The organism is Geodermatophilus sp. URMC 65, from assembly GCF_053502545.1.
Genome location: NZ_CP199954.1, coordinates 1,820,899 through 1,838,326, shown reverse-complemented (window position 1 = coordinate 1,838,326; position 17,428 = coordinate 1,820,899). Strand labels below are relative to the sequence as shown.

The following is a 17,428-nucleotide window of genomic DNA, read 5'->3' as shown; positions in this document are numbered from 1 at the left end:
GGCCGCCTCCCGCGTTCAGCGCGCGCTGCGGAAGTCCGGCCGTCGCTTCTCGACGAAGGCCCGCACGCCCTCCCGTCCTTCCGGGTCGCCCGCCGACTCCGCGATCAGCCGGGCCTCGTCGTCCAGGTGTGCGTCGAGCGTGCGGACGGCGGCGCCGCGGACGAGCGCGCGGGTGCGCACCATCGCCCGCACCGGACCGGCCGCCAGCGCGTGCGCGAGTTCGGTGGCGACCGCGCGCAGCTCGTCGTCCGCCACCACGCGGGCGACCAGGCCGCAGGCGTGGGCCTCCGCGGCGTCGAGCGTGCCGTTGGTCAGCACGAGGTCGAGGGCGCGGGCCGGGCCGAGGGCGTGCGCCAGGGTCCAGGAGGTGCCGCCGTCGGGGGAGAAGCCGATGGCGGCGTAGGCGGGCCGGATCCGGGTCGAGCGGGCGCAGACGACGACGTCGCAGGCGCCCATCAGCCCGACCCCCGCCCCGGCGACCGCGCCGTGCACGCCGGCGACCACCGGCACGGGGGTGGCCAGGAACGCCCGCACCACCTCGTGCCAGTCGGTGGCCAGCCGGCCCACGGAGGCACCCGGGTCGTCGGCCGCGAAGCCGCGGACGTCGCCGCCGACGCAGAAGCGCTCGCCCTCGGCCAGCACCAGCACCGCCCGGGTCTGCGGCGGTCGGGTGCGCAGCGCCTCGCCGAGCGCCGCGGCCATCGCCGGGTCGACGGCGTTGCCGGTGCCCGGGGAGTCGAGGGTGACCCGCCAGACGTCGCCGTCCACCTCGGTGCGCACCCGCTGTGTGTCGCCCATCGCCGTCCCCTCGGAGTCCCCGGGTGTCCGGCGTCACCGTACGGAGGAGCGAGGGGTCAGGCGCGGGCGCGCAGCTCGCTGTCGACCGCGTCAGGGGCACCACCGAACTCGTCGGCGACTCCCCGGCGACGTCGGGCTCGCCGTGCAGGCCGGCGTCCGCCGTGGTCAGCATCGACCGGCCGGTGGCGAGCACCGCGACGGCGGCGAGGACGGCTCCCGCGCCGACGAGGAAGGCACGTGCAGGTCCCAGTGCTCGGCGAGCTCGCCGGCGGCGAAGGGGGCCAGGCCGCCGCCGAGGAAGCGCACGAAGCCGTAGGCCGCCGACGCGACCGGCCGCTCCACCGGGGAGACGAGCATGACGGCCTGGGTGGCCGCCCGGGTGGAGGCACTCACGTCATCCAGTTGTAATACGCAACCATCTCCCGGGCCGGCCGGGGGTCAGAACCATGACGGGAACCACATCCGGTCGAGCCACTCCGCCCGCGTCAGCGGCTCCCCGGTCAGCACGGGCAGGAAGAAGACGAAGGTCGCCGCCACCACGCCGACGTAGAGCGCGACCACGCCCAGGCCGATCTGCCGGCGCAGCCGCGAGGCGCCGGGGCGGCCCAGCACGTCCTGCAGCGCCAGGACGACGGCCAGGACGAAGAACGGCAGCACGGGAGCCGTGTAGAAGGCGAACATCGTGCGCTCGGGGTTGAGGAACCAGGTGCCCCAGCCCGCGGCGACCGCGACGGCGACGGTCAGCGCGGCGGGGTCCCGGCGGGCGACCAGGCGCCAGGCCACCCACACCAGCGCCGGCGCGAAGGCGAACCAGAGGGTCGGCGTCCCGACCATGAGGATGTAGCGGATGACCGGGTCGCCGGCCGCGTCGGTGAGGCCCTGCGGGTTCCACAGCAGGATCGGCCGGCCGTTGACCAGCCAGCTCCACGGCCCGGACTCCCACGGGTGCGGGGTGGACAGGCCGTTGTGGAAGGCCAGCCACTCGGCGTGCTGGTGCCACAGCGAGCGCAGCGCGTCGGGGACCCACGGGAACGCCGTCTCCGGGTGCTGCTGCGCCCACGCCTTGCCCTGCGAGGTCTCGCCGAGGAACCAGCCGGTGAAGCTCGCGAGGTAGGTCAGCACCGGGACGGTGGCCAGCGCCCACAGCGCCCCCGGCAGGCCGCGGCGCGCGGCGGTGCGGGTCGGGCAGAGGACGCCGGCCTCGCGCCAGGCGGCGCGGTCCCAGAACAGGCTCAGCACCGCGAAGGCGGCCAGGAAGTACACCCCGCTCCACTTGACCGCGCAGGCGCAGCCGAACAGGAACCCGGCGGCCAGCCGCCACCCCCGCGGGCCGAGCGCGAAGCCGGCCGCCGTCGCCGTGGCCGCTCTGGTGCGGGCCCGCACCCGGTCCCGGTCGACGACCAGGCAGGCCACCGCGGAGAGCACGAAGACCTGCAGGAAGACGTCGAGCAGGCCGATCCGCGACAGCGTGAAGGCCAGGCCGTCGAGCGCCAGCAGCAGGCCGGCGACCAGTCCGAGCAGCGTCGAGCCGGTCAGCCGCCGGGCCAGCCGGGTGAGGACGACGACGGCGATGCTGCCGGCGAGCGCGGAGGGGAACCGCCAGCCGAAGGAGTCGTAGCCGAACAGCCCGATGCCGCCGGCGATGAGCCACTTGCCCAGCGGCGGGTGGACGATGAACGTGTAGCCGCGGTTGTACTCGTGCCCCCACTCGAGCAGCTCGCGTGCCTCCGGCGGGTAGTACGCCTCGTCGAAGAGCAGGTCGGCCGGGTATCCGATGTCCCACAGCCGGATCCCGAGGGCGAACAGGCCCAGCAGCGCGGTGAGCACCCACGCGAGGACGCGGTCCGACGGCAGCGGCGGGGTCGTGTCGCGGCGCGGCCGGGGGAGCGGACGGCGACGCGTCCGGGCCGGGCGGCGCTCGCCGGGCTCCCGGTCCGTGCGATCGGGAGCCAGCACCGCCATGCGGCCAGGGTAGTGAAAGGACCCGCCTGCCCTCCGGCGCTCGTAGAAGGACCCCGTCCTCCCCACCCTTCGCGGGCTCAGGGCGGTGCCCTGGACGGGGCCGGCGGGCCCCTGCAGGCGGGCCCACGGCAGGCGTCGTGACAGGCTCGGGGACATGGGAGGACGCCTCGTGCTCGGTGGAGCGCCGCTGGGACAGCCCGGGGACGTCGGCCCGAGGCTGCGCACCGCGATGGCGACCGCGGACGTGCTCGCCGTCGAGGACACCCGCCGCCTGCACCGTCTGGCCACCGACCTCGAGGTGCAGCTGTCGGGTCGGGTGGTCTCCTTCCACGAGTCCGTCGAGCGCTCCCGGCTGCCCGGGCTGCTGGACGCGCTGGCCGAGGGGCGCACCGTCCTGCTGCTCACCGACGCCGGGATGCCGTCGGTCTCCGACCCCGGCTACACGCTGGTGCGCGCCGCGATCGAGGCCGGCGTGGAGGTGACCTCGGTGCCCGGGCCCTCGGCGGTGACGACCGCGCTGGCGGTGTCGGGCCTGCCGGTCGACCGGTTCTGCTTCGAGGGGTTCCTGCCGCGCAAGGCGGGGGAGCGGCGGACGCGGCTGGCCGGATTGGCCGACGAGCGCCGCACGATGGTGTTCTTCGAGTCGCCGCACCGGCTGGCCGACGCGCTCACCGACGCCGCGGCGGTGATGGGCGAGGGGCGCCCGGCCGCCGTCTGCCGGGAGCTGACCAAGACCCACGAGGAGGTCCGCCGCGGGCCGCTGGCCGAGCTGGCCTCGTGGGCGGCCGACGGCGTGCGCGGGGAGATCACCCTGGTCGTCGGTGGCGCACCCGTGGCTCCGGTGGCGCTGTCGCCGTCCGAGCTGGCCGCGGAGGTCGCCGCGGAGGAGGCCTCGGGCGCCACCCGCAAGGACGCCATCCGCGCCGTCGTCGTCCGCACCGGGCTGCCCCGCCGCACCGTGTACGACGCCGTCGTCGCCGCCAAGTCCTCCTAGCTCGCTCCGGTGTGCACGTCCGGTGGTCCCGCGCCAGCCGGAGACCCCCATCGGTGCACAGCCGCGCAGCTGTGGACGACGACCCAGGGCTCAGGGGCCGGTTGCGGCACGGTCCGCCGGTGCCTGTTCCGCCCACCGTGCCCGACGTCCTCCGTGGCCGGGTCTTCCGCGCCTCGGCGGTCATCGAGCGGGGCCTGCTCACCCGCAACCAACTGAGAGGCCCGACCTGGCAGAGGGTGTGGCCGGACCTCTACGTGCACCGCGACGTCGAGGTCACGCACACCCTCCGAGCTCGCACCGCGGCGACGCTCCTCGTGCCCGGGTCCGTCGTGACGGGGTGCAGCGCAGGGGTGCTGTGGGGTGTCGACCTCGTCGACGCCGTGGCCGACGTCGAGCTGACCGTCCCGCCCGGCCACCACCCGGTGCGGGTCGCAGGGCTGCGCGTGCGCCGGAGTCGGCTGCCTGACGGATGGGTGTGCCGTCGTGGCGGCGTGGCCGTGACGACGCCGGAGGCGACGGCGGTCCGCATCGCTGCGGCTCTGTCGGGGGACGACGCCGTCGTCGCGGTGGACCGGCTGGTCGCATCGGGGGTCGTCGACCTCGGGCCGCTGCGTGGCCTCGCCGCGACGGCCGCGGTCCTGGTTCGGCACGCGCGCGCGAGGCCTGCCGGCTGGCCGAGTCGCCGCAGGAGACGCGGCTGCGTCTCCTGGTCATGCGGGCCGGACTGCCGGCGCCGGTGGCCCAGTACGTCGTCCGGGACGCCCGCGGCTTCGTGGCGCGGGTCGACCTCGCCTGGCCGGAGCACTGCCTCGCCGTCGAGTACGACGGCGCCTGGCACGCCGAGCCGGGGCAGTTCGCGAAGGACAGGCAGCGGCTGAACCGGCTGCAGGCGGCCGGCTGGCGGGTGGTGTTCGTGACGGCGGTCGATCTGCACCGACCTGACGACGTGGGGGCCCGCATCGCCGCGGCCCTGACGCCTGTGCGCTGAATGCGGTCTCCGGCCGGGACGAGACCACACTCAGCGCACGACGGCCCGCGCTACAGCCAGCCGTTGCGCTTGAAGCCGCGGTAGAGCAGCAGGCAGGTGCCGATGATCACCAGCAGGACCAGTGGATAGCCGTAGCGCCAGTGCAGCTCGGGCATGTGCGTGAAGTTCATCCCGTAGATGCCCGCGATCGCGGTGGGGACGGCGATGATCCCGGCCCACGCGCTGATCTTGCGCATGTCCTCGTTGTCGGCCTGCGAGGTGCGGGCCAGCGACGCCTGCAGGATCGAGGTGAGCAGCTCGTCGAGGGCGCCGACCTGGTCGCGCACCCGGATGGCGTGGTCCTCGACGTCGCGGAAGTACGAGCGCATCGCCGCCGGGACCACGGGGATCTGCTTCTCGGCCAGCTTCTCCAGCGGCACCTCCAGCGGCGAGACCGCCCGGCGCAGCGCGAGCAGCTCCCGCTTGAGCTGGTAGAGCCGGCCGATGTCGTCGGTGCGCTCCGGGCTGAACACCGAGGCCTCGAGCTCGTCGACGTCCTCCTCGACCGCGGTGGCGACGTCGACGAAGGCGTCGACCACGCTGTCGGCGACCGCGTACAGCACCGACGCGGGGCCGTGGCAGAGCAGGTCGGGCTGCTCCTCGAGACCGCGGCGCAGGTCGGACAGGGCACCGTGCTCGCCGTGCCGCACAGTGATCACGTAGTGCGGCCCGACGAAGACCATCACCTCGCCGGTCTCCACGACCTCGCTGGTCGCGGTCAGCTGGTCGTGCTCCACGTACCGGGCGGTGGTCAGCACCATGAACAGCACGTCGTCGTAGTGCTCCAGCTTGGGCCGCTGGTGGGCGTAGACGGCGTCCTCCACGGCCAGCGGGTGCAGCCCGTAGTGCTGGGCGATCTCGCCCAGCTCCCCCTCGGTCGGCGCGTAGAGGCCGAGCCAGACGAAGCCCCCCTTGTCCACGGCCGTCCGCAGCGCGTCGTGCGGCTCGACGGGGGGCTCCCGGCGTCCGTCGACGTAGACGGCGCAGTCGACGACCGGGCCGATGCCGTCCGGCCGGGACGGCGTCGTGCGCGGCCGGCCCTCGGGCCGCGGCCGGGTCGACGGCGGCTCCGTCGCCGGCTCGCGACGCACGCCCCGGGGGACCTCCGTGCCGGGCATCCGCACTCCTCTCCGAGCGGGTCGACGGCACAGCGTAGGCATGCGGTCGGGCGCTGCCCGTGCCACGCTCGCGGGGTCGGAGTCTGCCGAGAGGTAGGGGGCGTCGTGGCCGTCAACACCCGTCGGGTGAAGTCCGTCGAGGAGTCCATCCGGGACACCGACGAGCCGGAGCACCGGCTCAAGAAGAACCTGTCGGGCCTGGACCTCACGGTCTTCGGCGTCGGCGTGATCATCGGCACCGGCATCTTCGTGCTCACGGGCATCGTCGCCCGCGACCAGGCCGGCCCGGCGGTGGCGATCTCCTTCGTCATCGCGGGCGTGGTCTGCGGCCTGGCGGCGATCTGCTACGCCGAGTTCGCCTCGACGGTGCCGGTGGCCGGGTCGGCGTACACGTTCTCCTACGCCACCTTCGGCGAGTTCATCGCCTGGATCATCGGCTGGGACCTCGTCCTCGAGCTGGCCCTGGGCGCGGCCACGGTGGCCGTCGGCTGGTCGGGCTACCTCAACCAGCTGCTCGACGACATCGGCACGCCGCTGCCGACGTCGATCGCGGGCGAGACGGCGACGGTCAACATCCCGGCGATCCTCATCGCCCTGGTGATGACCGGCGTCCTGATCCTCGGGATCAAGCTCTCGTCGCGCGTCACCGCCATCATCGTGGGGATCAAGCTGGTCGTCGTCCTGCTGGTGATCGTGGTCGGGTTCTTCTACACCAAGGCCGAGAACTACACGCCCTTCGTCCCCCCGGCTGAGCCCGCGGCCGCGGGGGAGGAGGGCTGGCTGCACACGCCGCTGATCTCGCTGCTCACCGGGTTCAGCCCCGGCACGTACGGCTGGGGCGGCGTGCTCGCCGGCGCCGCGATCGTGTTCTTCGCCTTCATCGGCTTCGACATCGTGGCCACCGCCGCGGAGGAGACCCGCAACCCCAAGCGGGACATGCCGCGCGGGATCCTCGGCTCGCTGGCGATCTGCACCGCGCTGTACGTGGCGGTCTCGCTGGTGGTCGTGGGGATGCAGAACTACACCGAGCTGAGCGCGACCGCGCCGCTCGCGGGGGCGTTCTCGGCCAACGGGATGCCGGTCTTCTCGAGCATCATCTCGCTGGGCGCGCTGGCCGGGCTCACCTCGGTCGTGATGATCCTGATGCTCGGTCAGTCCCGGGTGCTGTTCGCGATGAGCCGCGACCACCTGCTGCCACCGGCCCTGGCGAAGGTGCACCCCAAGTACGGCACTCCCTACCGCATCACCATCGCCACCGGCGTCGTGGTCGCGCTGCTGGCCGGGTTCGTCCCGCTCACCGCGCTCGCCGAGCTGGTGAACATCGGGACGCTGTTCGCCTTCTTCCTCGTGTCGATCGGCGTCTGGGTGCTGCGGCGCACCCGCCCGGACCTGCACCGCAGCTTCCGGGTGCCGTGGGTGCCGGTCCTGCCGATCGTCTCGGCGCTGGCCTCCCTGTGGCTCATGACCAACCTGCCCACGGACACCTGGCTGCGCTTCCTCATCTGGATGGCGCTCGGCGTCGGGATGTACTTCGTCTACGGCCGCCGCCGGAGCCGGATGGCCACCGGGGAGCGCATGTCGGCTGCCGAGAACATCGCCCGTCGATGACCCCCTCGGAGGGGTGAGGCCGCCCGCTGCACACCTCCAGCGGCCCGCCGCGCACGCCGACCCGACCGGTGACCGACGTCCCCGGCCAGGGAGGGCACACCCGTGGCGAGCACCGTCCTCGACACTGCCGAGACCCCGCGCGCGCCGTCGTCCCCCGACCGCCGCCGGCCGCCGGCCGCCGTGCTGGCGGTCGCCGCCCTCGGCGTGGCGGAAGCGGTCGCGCTGCTGGCGGGCGGGCTGACCGGGCTGGACGGCCTGCTGCTGTCCCCGCTGCGGCCGGCGGGCCCGGTGGTGGCGGTCGTGCTGCTGCTCCTCGCCGGCTGGGTGGTGCTGTGCGCCGGCGGGGGCGTGCTGCTGCTCGACGGGTCCGGACGGCGGGTCCACACCGCCGTCGCCACCGCCGAGATCGCGCTCGTCGGGGCGTTCACGGCGCTGGCCCTGACGACCCCGCTGTTCGACACGCTGCCGGTGGCCCTGCCGCTGCCGGCGCTGGCGCTGCTGTCCCTGGGCCTGCCGGTCGGCAAGCTGCTGCTCGCCGGCGCCCCCTCGGTCGTGGCGTGGGTCGCGGAGGGCCCGCGCACCCCCGCCCGCCGTCCCGAGCCGGCCGCCGCCGGCCCGCGGACGCGGGTGGCCACCCTCGCCGTCATCGGCCTGGCCCTGGTCGCCGTCGCGCTCACCACCCCGGCGCCCACCGCCGCTCCCGACGCCCCGGCGACCGCGGGCACCAGCCAGCGCTGAACCGGGTGGACGCCGCCGCCTAGGCTCGTGCCGTGAGTGATCGGCACATCCTGACCGCCGTGGCCTGGCCCTACGCCAACGGCCCGCGGCACATCGGCCACGTCTCCGGCTTCGGCGTCCCCTCGGACGTCTTCAGCCGCTACCACCGCATGGTGGGCGACCGGGTGCTGATGGTCAGCGGCACCGACGAGCACGGGACGCCGATCACCGTCGCCGCCGACGCCGAGGGCGTGACCCCGCGGGAGATCGCCGACCGCAACAACCGGATCATCGTCGGCGACCTGCAGTCGCTCGGGCTGTCCTACGACCTGTTCACGCGGACGACGACGGTCAACCACGCGCGGATCGCGCAGGAGATCTTCCTCGGGCTGCTGAAGAACGGGTACGTCTTCCCGAAGACGACGCTCGGCGCGATCAGCCCGTCGACGGGGCGCACCCTGCCCGACCGCTACATCGAGGGCACCTGCCCGATCTGCGGCTACGACGGCGCCCGCGGCGACCAGTGCGACAACTGCGGCAACCAGCTGGACCCGGTCGACCTGATCAACCCGAAGAGCCGGATCAACGGCGAGACGCCGAAGTTCGTCGAGGAGGAGCACTACTTCCTCGACCTGCCGGCCTTCACCCGCTCCCTCGGCGACTGGCTGGACTCGCGGCGCGGCTGGCGGCCCAACGTCCTGAACTTCGCGAAGAACCTGCTCACCGACCTCAAGCCGCGCAGCTACACCCGCGACATCGACTGGGGTGTCCCGGTGCCGCTCGACGGCTGGCGCGACCGCCCCGACAAGCGCATCTACGTGTGGTTCGACGCCGTCGTCGGCTACCTGTCGGCCTCCATCGAGTGGGCCCGCCGCTCCGGGGACGACGACGCGTGGCGCCAGTGGTGGCAGACGCCGGACTCCGACGCCTACTACTTCATGGGCAAGGACAACATCGTCTTCCACGCCGAGATCTGGCCCGCCCAGCTGCTCGGCTACGACGGCGAGGGCGACAAGGGCGGGACGCCGGGGTCGCTGGGCCGGCTCAACCTGCCGACCGAGGTGGTCTCCAGCGAGTTCCTGACGATGGAGGGGCGCAAGTTCTCCTCCTCCCGCCAGGTGGTCATCTACGTCCGCGACTTCCTGGCCCGCTACGACGCCGACGCGCTGCGCTACTTCATCGCCGCGGCCGGGCCGGAGAGCCAGGACACCGACTTCACCTGGGCGGAGTTCCTGCGGCGCAACAACGACGAGCTGGTCGCCGGCTGGGGCAACCTGGTCAACCGCACGGTGTCGATGGCGGCGAAGAACGTCGGCGCCGTCCCGACGCCGGGCGAGCTGACCGACGCCGACCGCGCGCTGCTCGGGAGCACGCAGGGCGCCTTCGGCCCGGTCGGGGAGCTGCTCTCGCGCAACCGGCAGAAGGCCGCGGCCGCGGAGGCGATGCGGGTGGTCGGCGAGGCGAACAAGTACCTGTCGGACCAGGCGCCGTGGAAGCTCAAGGAGGTCCCGGCCCGCCGGGACACCGTGCTGCACACGGCGCTGCAGGCGGTGAGCGACTGCAACGCGCTGCTCACCCCGTTCCTCCCGCACTCGGCGCAGAAGGTGCACGAGCTGCTCGGCGGCACCGGCGTGTGGTCGCCGGAGCCGCGCGTCGAGGAGGCCACCGACCTCGACGACGGCTCGCCGTACCCGATCATCACCGGCGACTACGACGAGGGCCAGGCGGTCTGGGCCTCCCGGCCGCTGCCACCGGGGACGCCGCTGTCGCCGCCCACCCCGGTCTTCCGGAAGCTGGACGAGTCGATCGTCGAGGAGGAGCTGGCCCGGCTCGAGGGCGGCGAGTGAGCCGGTCGGCGGGGTCGCGGGCCAACCGGAGGGGGGAGAAGCCGCCGTCCCCCGAGCCGCTGCCGGCGCCGGCGGTCGACAGCCACACCCACCTCGACATCGTGCTCAGCGGCTTCCGTCCCGAGGACGGGCAGCCGCCGGCCCCCGAGGACGTCGACGCCGAGATCGCGGAGGCCGCGGCCGTCGGCGTCCCGCGGCTGGTGCAGGTGGGGGTGGACGTCGACTCCTCCCGCTGGTCGGCCGAGCTCGCCGCCCGGCACCCGAACGTGCTGGCCGCCGTCGCGCTGCACCCCAACGAGGCGGGCGCGGGCGCGGCGACCGACGACGCGCTGGCCGAGATCCACCGGCTGGCGGCGCTGCCGCGGGTGCGGGCGCTGGGGGAGACCGGCCTGGACCGCTACCGCACCGGGCCCGACGGCTGGGCGGCTCAGGAGGCCTCCTTCCGGGCGCACATCCGGATCGCCAAGGAGCGCGGCGTGGCGCTGGTCGTCCACGACCGCGACGCGCACGACGAGATCCTGCGGGTGGTCGACGACGAGGGCGCCCCCGAGCACGTCGTGATGCACTGCTTCTCCGGCGACGCCGCGTTCGCCACGGCGTGCGTCGAGCGGGGCTTCGTGCTGTCGTTCGCGGGCACGCTGACGTTCGCCAACGCCGCCTACCTGCGGGAGGCCGCCGCGCTGACGCCGGTCGAGCAGCTGCTGGTGGAGACCGACTCGCCGTTCCTCACCCCGGTGCCGTTCCGCGGCCGGCCCAACGCCTCCCGGCTGGTCCCGCACACCGTGCGCGCGCTCGCCGAGGTCACCGGCGTCGAGCTCGAGGAGCTCTGCGTCCACCTCACCGCCACCGCCGAGCGCGTCTTCGGCAGCTGGTGAAGGACCCCGCTTCCCCTCGGCGCGGGCCCCTGCAGCGGGGGCCGGCTGCCCCCACCCTCGCCGGCGCTCGGCGCGGGACCCTGCGGCGGGGCCGACGGTGGCATCGGAGGGGCACACTGGTCTGCGTGGGCCGCCTCATCGCCGTCGTGCTCTTCATCGCCGTGCTGGTGCCCGGTGTCCTGCTCGCCCGCGCCTGGGCCCTGGCCGCCGGACGCCGTGCCGTCGCCGCAGCGGCGGTCGGGTTCACCACGCCCACGCCGGAGGGGCTCGCCACCCTGACCCGTCAGGCCCAGCACGGACGCCGGGTGCGCCGGCTCGGCTTCCTGCTCGGGCTGGCCGGGATCGGCGTCAGCATCGCGCTGTTCGGCGAGGCGTCGGTCTTCCTGTGGCTCCCGGCTCTCGTCCTCGGGCTGCTGCTGGGCGTCGTCCTCGCCGAGGCGACCCGCCCCCGGCCGCGCTGGCGGACCGGCTCCCCGCCCCGCCGTCCGCGCCAGTCCGAGCTGATCTCGATGGGGCTGCTCTGGTCGATGCGCCTGGTCATCGTCGCCGAGCTGACCGCCGCCGTCCTCATGTGGCAGCGCGGCGAGCTGCCGGACAGCGTCGGTGGGGTCGCCGTCGTCGTCCCACTGGTCGCCTGGGTGCTCGCCGAGGTGGCGCTGCTGCGTGCGCAGGTGCGCCCGCTGCCCGCCGAGGGCGCCGACGTGCCGGTCGACGAGGCGCTGCGCACCTGGACGGCGCACCTGGTCGCCGCGGCGGTCAGCGTGCTGGCGCTGCTGCCTCTGGGGGCCCTGCTGCTGACCGCGGGCATCGACCTCGGCGACCGCGTGACGGCGGGCTTCGACCTGGTGCCCGTGGCGCTCGTCGCCGGGGGCTTCGCCGGGCTGGCCGCCGGCCTCGCCCTCGCCGTCTTCCTGGTCACCTGGCTCAAGCCGATCCGGGTCGACGACCGCGCGCTGACCGTGTGACCTGTGTGATCTGTCGGCCTCCGGCCGACACCGCGACCCATGGCCGTCCCCGGCCTGCGCTGAGCTGATCCGTCGCCCCGCGTCGGGGAGCCTCCGGCCCCCGCGCCGCGGGCCGACCCTCGCGGGGGCGACTCCCCTTGACACCGCGGCCGGGCGCCGTCCCCGGTCTGCGCTGAGCCGCGCCCGGCGCTCGATCGCGGGCTCACCCGGCGTGGGCTTGCTCACCCCTCCGGCCTCACGCTGCGCACTCGTCACACGCGTCCCACGCGGCGCGGCCGTCACGGACCGTGTCGGCGCGTCCCCGAGTCGACACATCGCCTCGCTGGTTCACTCGTCGCGCACCGTCGCCAGACAGATCGTGTCCGTTATCGTGTCGTGACCAGCCGGGGTGGGGACCGTCCCGGAGGGCACCACGACCGGGAGCTCCGTCTCCCGGTCGTCTGCCGTCCGGGCCGGGACGTGCTCGGTACCCGCCAGCCGGCGTGGTGCCCGTGCGCGCCTCTACCCGGGTCTCCTGAGCCCTGGAAGAGTCGTGCCCCGATCGCTGAAGTCCGTCCTCTTCGCCCTGGTCCTGCTGGGACTCGTGGGCGGCTCCGCGGCCTACGTCGCCGCGCAGAAGTCCGTGACGCTGACCGTCGACGGGCAGGCGCGCGAGGTCCGCACCTACGCCGGCACCGTCGGTGACGTGCTCGAGGAGGAGGGGCTGCAGACGCAGTCGCACGACGTCGTCCTGCCGGACGCCGCCGCTCCCGTCGCCGATGGTGACACCGTGGTGGTCAACCGCGCCCGCCCGCTCACCCTCACCGTGGACGGCGTGCAGAGCGAGGTCTACGTGACCGCGCTGTCGGTCGACGAGGCGCTGGCCCAGCTCGGCTACCGCGCCGAGGACCTGGTCGTCTCCGCCAGCCGCAGCGAGCGCCTCCCGCTCGACGGCATGGAGTTGTCGATCACCACGCCCAAGCCCGTGACGCTCGTCGTCGACGGCCAGGAGCGCGTCGTCACCACCACCGCGGCCACCGCCGGTGACCTGCTCGTCGAGCAGGGGATCGCGCTCGGCGCGACCGACCGCACCAGCATGTACCCGGACCAGGCGCTGCTGGCCCACATGCGGCTGCAGGTCTTCCGCGTGCAGGTCAGCGAGGTCGCCGTCCCCACGCCGATCGACTACCGGACCGTCGAGACCGAGGACCCCAACGCTCTCGAGGGCGACGAGACGGTCACGCAGGAGGGCGTCGAGGGCGAGCAGGTGACCACCTACCGGGTCACCGTCACCGACGGCGTCGAGACCGGCCGCGAGCAGCTGGCCACCACGGTCACCCGCGAGCCGGTCGACGAGCTGGTCACCGTCGGCACCAAGGAGCGCCCGGTCTCCGCCGGCAACAAGCCCAGCGCCGACGGCCTGAACTGGGCCGCCCTGGCGGCGTGCGAGTCCGGCGGCCGCCCCCACGCGGTCAGCGGCAGCGGCAAGTACCGGGGCATGTACCAGTTCTCCCAGAGCACGTGGAACGCTGTCGGCGGCAGCGGCGACCCGGCCGCCGCCTCGGCCGACGAGCAGACCTACCGTGCGCAGCTGCTCTACCAGCGCTCCGGCGCCGGCCAGTGGCCGCACTGCGGTTCGCGCCTCTTCAACTGATCGGACCCTGCTGAGCTGAGCACCCCACCCGAGCAGGCCGACGGGCTGCTGGGCCCGGCCGCCATCCGCGACCTGGCCCAGCAGCTCGACCTGCGTCCGACCAAGACCCTCGGGCAGAACTTCCTGCACGACGCCAACACCATCCGGCGGATCGTGCGCACCGCCGAGCTCACCCCGGAGGACGTCGTCCTCGAGGTCGGCCCGGGGCTGGGCTCGCTGACCCTCGGTCTGCTGCCCGCCGGCGCGCACGTCACCGCCGTCGAGATCGACCCCCGGCTGGCCGCGCTGCTGCCGCGCACCGTGGCCGAGCGCGCTCCCGAGATGGCCGACCGGCTCACCGTCGTCGAGGCCGATGCGCTGCGCATCCGCGAGGTCCCGGGGCCCGCTCCGACGGCGCTGGTGGCCAACCTGCCGTACAACGTGGCGGTGCCCGTCCTGCTGCACCTGCTGGAGCTGCTGCCGACACTGCGGCGCGCGCTCGTCCTCGTCCAGGCCGAGGTCGCCGAGCGGCTCGCCGCGGCCCCCGGCTCGCCGGCCTACGGCGTGCCATCGGTGAAGGCCGCCTGGTACGGCGACGTGCGGCGGGCCGGCAACGTCGGACGGCGGGTCTTCTGGCCCGAGCCCAACGTCGACTCCGGCCTGGTCGCCCTGGACCGCCGTCCACCGCCACCGGGGGACCGGGCGGCCACCTTCGCCGTCGTCGACGCCGCCTTCGCCACCCGCCGCAAGGGACTGCGCGCGGCGCTGGCCCGCTGGGCGGGCAGCCCGGTGGCCGCCGAGGCCCGGCTGCGCGCCGCCGGCATCGACCCGACCACCCGCGGCGAGCAGCTGTCGGTCGAGGACTTCGCCCGACTGGCCGCGACGGAGGTCCCGGCATGAGCTGGTCCTCACCCGGCGGTCCCGGCCGGCTGGCCGGGGACGGCGCCGTCGTCGCCCGTGCTCCCGCCAAGGTCAACGTGCACCTCGCGGTCGGGCCGCTGCGCTCCGACGGCTTCCACGAGCTGCGCACCGTCTACCTGGCCGTCTCGCTGTTCGACACGGTGACCGTGCGGCCCGGCGACGGGCTCTCCCTCGCCGTCACCGGCGAGGGGACGACGGGCAGCGGTGGCGACGCCGTCCCGACCGACCGCCGCAACCTCGTCTGGCGGGCCGCCGAGCTGCTGGCCGAGCAGGCCGGGGTGCCCGCCGACGCCGCCATCACCATCGACAAGTCGATCCCGGCCGCAGCGGGGCTGGCCGGGGGCAGCGCGGACGCCGCCGCGGCGCTGGTCGCCCTCGACGCGCTGTGGGGCACCCACGCCACCCGCGGCGAGCTGACGGCGCTGGCCGCGCGCCTCGGCAGCGACGTCCCGTTCAGCCTGCTCGGCGGGGTGGCCCTGGGCTCCGGGCGCGGGGAGCAGCTGTCGCCGGTGCTGGCCCGCCGCCGCTGGGACTGGGTGCTCGGCATCGCCGGGGAGGGGCTGTCCACGCCGGCGGTCTACGCCGAGCTGGACCGGCTGCGGGCCGCGGGCCGGGTGCCCGACGGGGAGGAGCTCTGCGCGCCCGACCCGGTGATCGCGGCGCTGCGCAGCGGGCCGGTCCCGGCGCTGGCCGCCGCGCTCGGCAACGACCTGCAGCCCCCGGCGCTCTCGCTGCGGCCGGACCTGCGGCGGGCGCTGCGCGCGGCGACCTCGGCCGGGGCCGCCGGCGCGCTGGTCAGCGGGTCGGGCCCGACGGTCGCGGCGCTCGCCGAGGACGAGGACTCCGCCGTCCGGCTGACCGCGGCGCTGGCCGGGGAGGGCGTCTACCGCACCGTCCGGGCGGTGCACGGACCGGTGCCCGGCGCGCGGCTGGTCGGCTGAAGAAGGACCCCGTCCCACCCGCCCTTCGCAGGCTCAGGGCGGTGCCCTGGACGGGGCCGCCCCTCACCCCCCACCGCTCGCAGGCTCGCGGCGTGACCCGTCGGGACGGCGACCGGTCGAGGGCTGCAGGTGCGCCAGGCCGTTGTAGGCGAGGTCGACCAGGTGCGCGGCGACCTCCTCCTTGCTCGGCGAGCGGCGCTCCAGCCACCACTGCCCGACCAGGGCGACCATCCCGACCAGCGCCTGGCTGTAGAGCTCGGCCAGCGCCGGGTCGTGGCCGCGGGCGCTGAATTGCGCGCCGAGGACGTGCTCCACCCGGTGCGCGACCTCCCCGAGCAGGGACGCGTAGCCGTCGGGCGGGTCGGTGACGGGGGAGTCGCGGGAGAGCACCCGGAAGCCGTCGGTGTCCTCCTCGATGTAGTCGAACAGGACGAGCGCGGCGCGCTCCAGCAGCTCGCGCGGGGAGCCGCCGGCGGCCAGGGCGGAGGTGAAGCGGTCCAGCAGCCGTTGCATCTCCCGGTCGACGACGACGGTGTAGAGCCCCTCCTTGCCGCCGAAGTGCTCGTACACCACGGGCTTGCTGACGTCGGCGCGCGCGGCGAGCTCCTCGATGGAGGTGCCGTCGTAGCCGCGCTGGGCGAAGACCTCCCGGCCGACGTCGAGCAGCTGCTGGCGCCGCTGGGCGCCGGTCATCCGCACCCGGGGCCGCGCCGCGCTGCCCGTCGTCCCCCGGCCCCGTCCAGAGGCTCGCCCTGAGCCTGCGAAGGGTGAGGGGGACGGGGTGCTTCTCAGGACGCGGCCGTCACCGGCTGGCGGCGCTTGGCCGCCAGCCGGACCGGGTCGGGCCACTTGACGCCGTGCGCCCAGCCCAGCTTCTCGAACACCCAGATGACCCGGGCGCTGATGTCGACCTGCCCCCGCAGCACGCCGTGCCTGGCGCAGGTCGGGTCGGCGTGGTGCAGGTTGTGCCACGACTCCCCGGCGCTGAGGATCGCCAGCGGCCAGAAGTTCGTGGCGCGGTCCCGCGAGACGAACGGCCGGTCACCCACCACGTGGCAGACGGAGTTGATCGACCAGGTCACGTGGTGCAGCAGCGCGACCCGCACCAGCCCGGCCCAGAAGAACGCCGTCCACGCGCCGGTCCAGCTCGCCGTTGCCAGGCCGCCGATGACGGCCGGCAGCGCGAGGCTGAGGAACGCCCACACGACGAACAGCCGGCTGGTGCGGCGCAGGCCGGTGTCCTTGAGCAGGTCGGGGGCGTAGCGCTCGGCGCTGGTCTGCCGGCGGTCGAACAGCCAGCCCAGGTGGGCGTGCCACATGCCCTTGAGCAGCGCGCGGGCGTCGGTGCCGTAACGCCACGGCGAGTGCGGGTCGCCCTCGCGGTCGGAGAAGGCGTGGTGCCGGCGGTGGTCGGCCACCCACTGCACGACCGGGCCCTGGATCGCCATGCAGCCGACGACGGCCAGCGCGATCCGCAGCGGCCGCGCGGCCTTGAACGAGCCGTGGGTGAAGTGCCGGTGGTATCCGACGGTGATGCCCAGCAGCGTGAGGGAGTAGAAGCCGACGGCCAGACCCACGTCGAGCCAGGACAGGCCCCAGCCCCACACGGCGGGGACGACGGCGGCGAGGGCGAGGAACGGTACGACGACGAAGACGTAGAGGGTGACCTGCTCCAACGCCCCCTTCTCCTTGCCGAGGGCGTTCGCCGGGAGACCGGCGTCGGGGGCGGCCGGCCGGAGGACCGGGGCCGTGGGCCGGGTGCGGGCAGGAGCGGACAAGCGGCCTCCAGGTCGCGTCGTGCGGTCCGGCGAGGCCGCCGTACCGGTACGGAACCGTAAGCTACGTCACCGTAGGGAACCCCGCCCGCCGGGCGCGGGGGTCGGAGCCCGGCGGGGCGGACGCCTAGGCTCTCGGAGGGCGCCGGTCCGGTGTCCGTGCCGCCCGCGATGGGGGATGGGGTAATCGGCAGCCCGCCGGCCTTTGGAGCCGGGAAGTCTCGGTTCGAGTCCGAGTCCCCCAGCAACGACAGACGCCCGAGGCCGA

Annotated in this window: 16 protein-coding genes and 1 tRNA gene; 11 read left to right on the top strand and 6 right to left on the bottom strand. The window is 74.7% G+C overall.

The window, feature by feature from the left end; translation table 11 throughout:
• Positions 1 to 15 precede the first annotated feature (15 nt).
• The 3 genes from ACWIX7_RS08855 to ACWIX7_RS08845 all read right to left on the bottom strand — a co-directional run bounded on the left by ACWIX7_RS08855 (position 16) and on the right by ACWIX7_RS08845 (position 2,760).
• Positions 16 to 798 (bottom strand): enoyl-CoA hydratase/isomerase family protein, encoded by a 783-nt coding sequence (locus tag ACWIX7_RS08855; RefSeq protein WP_448621176.1) that lies wholly within the window; start codon positions 796 to 798, stop codon positions 16 to 18.
• Between the two features lie 165 nt (positions 799 to 963).
• Positions 964 to 1,191: a hypothetical protein gene (locus ACWIX7_RS08850; RefSeq protein WP_448621175.1), complete on the bottom strand. Its 228-nt coding sequence runs from the start codon at positions 1,189 to 1,191 to the stop codon at positions 964 to 966.
• A 45-nt stretch (positions 1,192 to 1,236) separates the two neighbouring features.
• On the bottom strand, positions 1,237 to 2,760 hold the full coding sequence (locus ACWIX7_RS08845; RefSeq protein ID WP_448621174.1) for a dolichyl-phosphate-mannose--protein mannosyltransferase: 1,524 nt from the start codon (positions 2,758 to 2,760) through the stop codon (positions 1,237 to 1,239).
• A 154-nt stretch (positions 2,761 to 2,914) separates the two neighbouring features.
• Between ACWIX7_RS08845 and rsmI the strand changes: the two genes are divergently transcribed.
• The gene (rsmI, locus tag ACWIX7_RS08840) at positions 2,915 to 3,754 is read left to right on the top strand and encodes a 16S rRNA (cytidine(1402)-2'-O)-methyltransferase (RefSeq protein WP_448621173.1); all 840 of its coding nucleotides are present in this window, start codon (positions 2,915 to 2,917) and stop codon (positions 3,752 to 3,754) included.
• A 712-nt stretch (positions 3,755 to 4,466) separates the two neighbouring features.
• Entirely contained in the window at positions 4,467 to 4,742 is a 276-nt protein-coding gene (locus ACWIX7_RS08835) for an endonuclease domain-containing protein (RefSeq protein ID WP_448621172.1), read from the top strand.
• A gap of 50 nt (positions 4,743 to 4,792) precedes the next feature.
• Here ACWIX7_RS08835 and corA read toward each other — a convergent pair whose 3' ends face one another.
• The gene (gene corA / locus ACWIX7_RS08830; RefSeq protein WP_448621171.1) at positions 4,793 to 5,899 is read right to left on the bottom strand and encodes a magnesium/cobalt transporter CorA; all 1,107 of its coding nucleotides are present in this window, start codon (positions 5,897 to 5,899) and stop codon (positions 4,793 to 4,795) included.
• 105 nt (positions 5,900 to 6,004) lie between these two features.
• Here corA and ACWIX7_RS08825 point away from each other — a divergent pair, with 105 nt between their 5' ends.
• From ACWIX7_RS08825 to ACWIX7_RS08790, 8 genes are all read left to right on the top strand, one after another.
• Positions 6,005 to 7,507 (top strand): amino acid permease, encoded by a 1,503-nt coding sequence (locus tag ACWIX7_RS08825; protein ID WP_448621170.1) that lies wholly within the window; start codon positions 6,005 to 6,007, stop codon positions 7,505 to 7,507.
• A gap of 102 nt (positions 7,508 to 7,609) precedes the next feature.
• The gene (locus ACWIX7_RS08820) at positions 7,610 to 8,245 is read left to right on the top strand and encodes a hypothetical protein (RefSeq protein ID WP_448621169.1); all 636 of its coding nucleotides are present in this window, start codon (positions 7,610 to 7,612) and stop codon (positions 8,243 to 8,245) included.
• Positions 8,246 to 8,277: 32 nt separating this feature from the next.
• On the top strand, positions 8,278 to 10,071 hold the full coding sequence (metG, locus tag ACWIX7_RS08815) for a methionine--tRNA ligase (protein ID WP_448621168.1): 1,794 nt from the start codon (positions 8,278 to 8,280) through the stop codon (positions 10,069 to 10,071).
• A complete protein-coding gene (locus tag ACWIX7_RS08810) occupies positions 10,068 to 10,946 on the top strand; it encodes a TatD family hydrolase (RefSeq protein ID WP_448621167.1) in 879 nt (292 codons plus the stop codon). Before metG ends, ACWIX7_RS08810 begins: the two co-directional genes overlap by 4 nt.
• Before the next feature lie 125 nt (positions 10,947 to 11,071).
• Positions 11,072 to 11,911 (top strand): hypothetical protein, encoded by an 840-nt coding sequence (locus ACWIX7_RS08805; RefSeq protein ID WP_448621166.1) that lies wholly within the window; start codon positions 11,072 to 11,074, stop codon positions 11,909 to 11,911.
• Between the two features lie 532 nt (positions 11,912 to 12,443).
• Entirely contained in the window at positions 12,444 to 13,544 is a 1,101-nt protein-coding gene (locus tag ACWIX7_RS08800; protein WP_448621165.1) for a ubiquitin-like domain-containing protein, read from the top strand.
• 153 nt (positions 13,545 to 13,697) lie between these two features.
• A complete protein-coding gene (rsmA, locus tag ACWIX7_RS08795; RefSeq protein ID WP_448621164.1) occupies positions 13,698 to 14,423 on the top strand; it encodes a 16S rRNA (adenine(1518)-N(6)/adenine(1519)-N(6))-dimethyltransferase RsmA in 726 nt (241 codons plus the stop codon).
• Entirely contained in the window at positions 14,420 to 15,385 is a 966-nt protein-coding gene (locus tag ACWIX7_RS08790; protein WP_448621163.1) for a 4-(cytidine 5'-diphospho)-2-C-methyl-D-erythritol kinase, read from the top strand. The genes rsmA and ACWIX7_RS08790 overlap by 4 nt, the downstream gene beginning before the upstream one ends.
• 63 nt (positions 15,386 to 15,448) lie before the next feature.
• Here ACWIX7_RS08790 and ACWIX7_RS08785 read toward each other — a convergent pair whose 3' ends face one another.
• Both ACWIX7_RS08785 and ACWIX7_RS08780 read right to left on the bottom strand, forming a co-directional pair.
• Positions 15,449 to 16,078 (bottom strand): TetR family transcriptional regulator, encoded by a 630-nt coding sequence (locus tag ACWIX7_RS08785; protein ID WP_448621162.1) that lies wholly within the window; start codon positions 16,076 to 16,078, stop codon positions 15,449 to 15,451.
• A 95-nt stretch (positions 16,079 to 16,173) separates the two neighbouring features.
• Positions 16,174 to 17,163: an acyl-CoA desaturase gene (locus ACWIX7_RS08780; protein ID WP_448621161.1), complete on the bottom strand. Its 990-nt coding sequence runs from the start codon at positions 17,161 to 17,163 to the stop codon at positions 16,174 to 16,176.
• A 169-nt stretch (positions 17,164 to 17,332) separates the two neighbouring features.
• Between ACWIX7_RS08780 and ACWIX7_RS08775 the strand changes: the two genes are divergently transcribed.
• Positions 17,333 to 17,405 (top strand) — tRNA-Gln (locus ACWIX7_RS08775).
• Positions 17,406 to 17,428 lie beyond the last annotated feature (23 nt).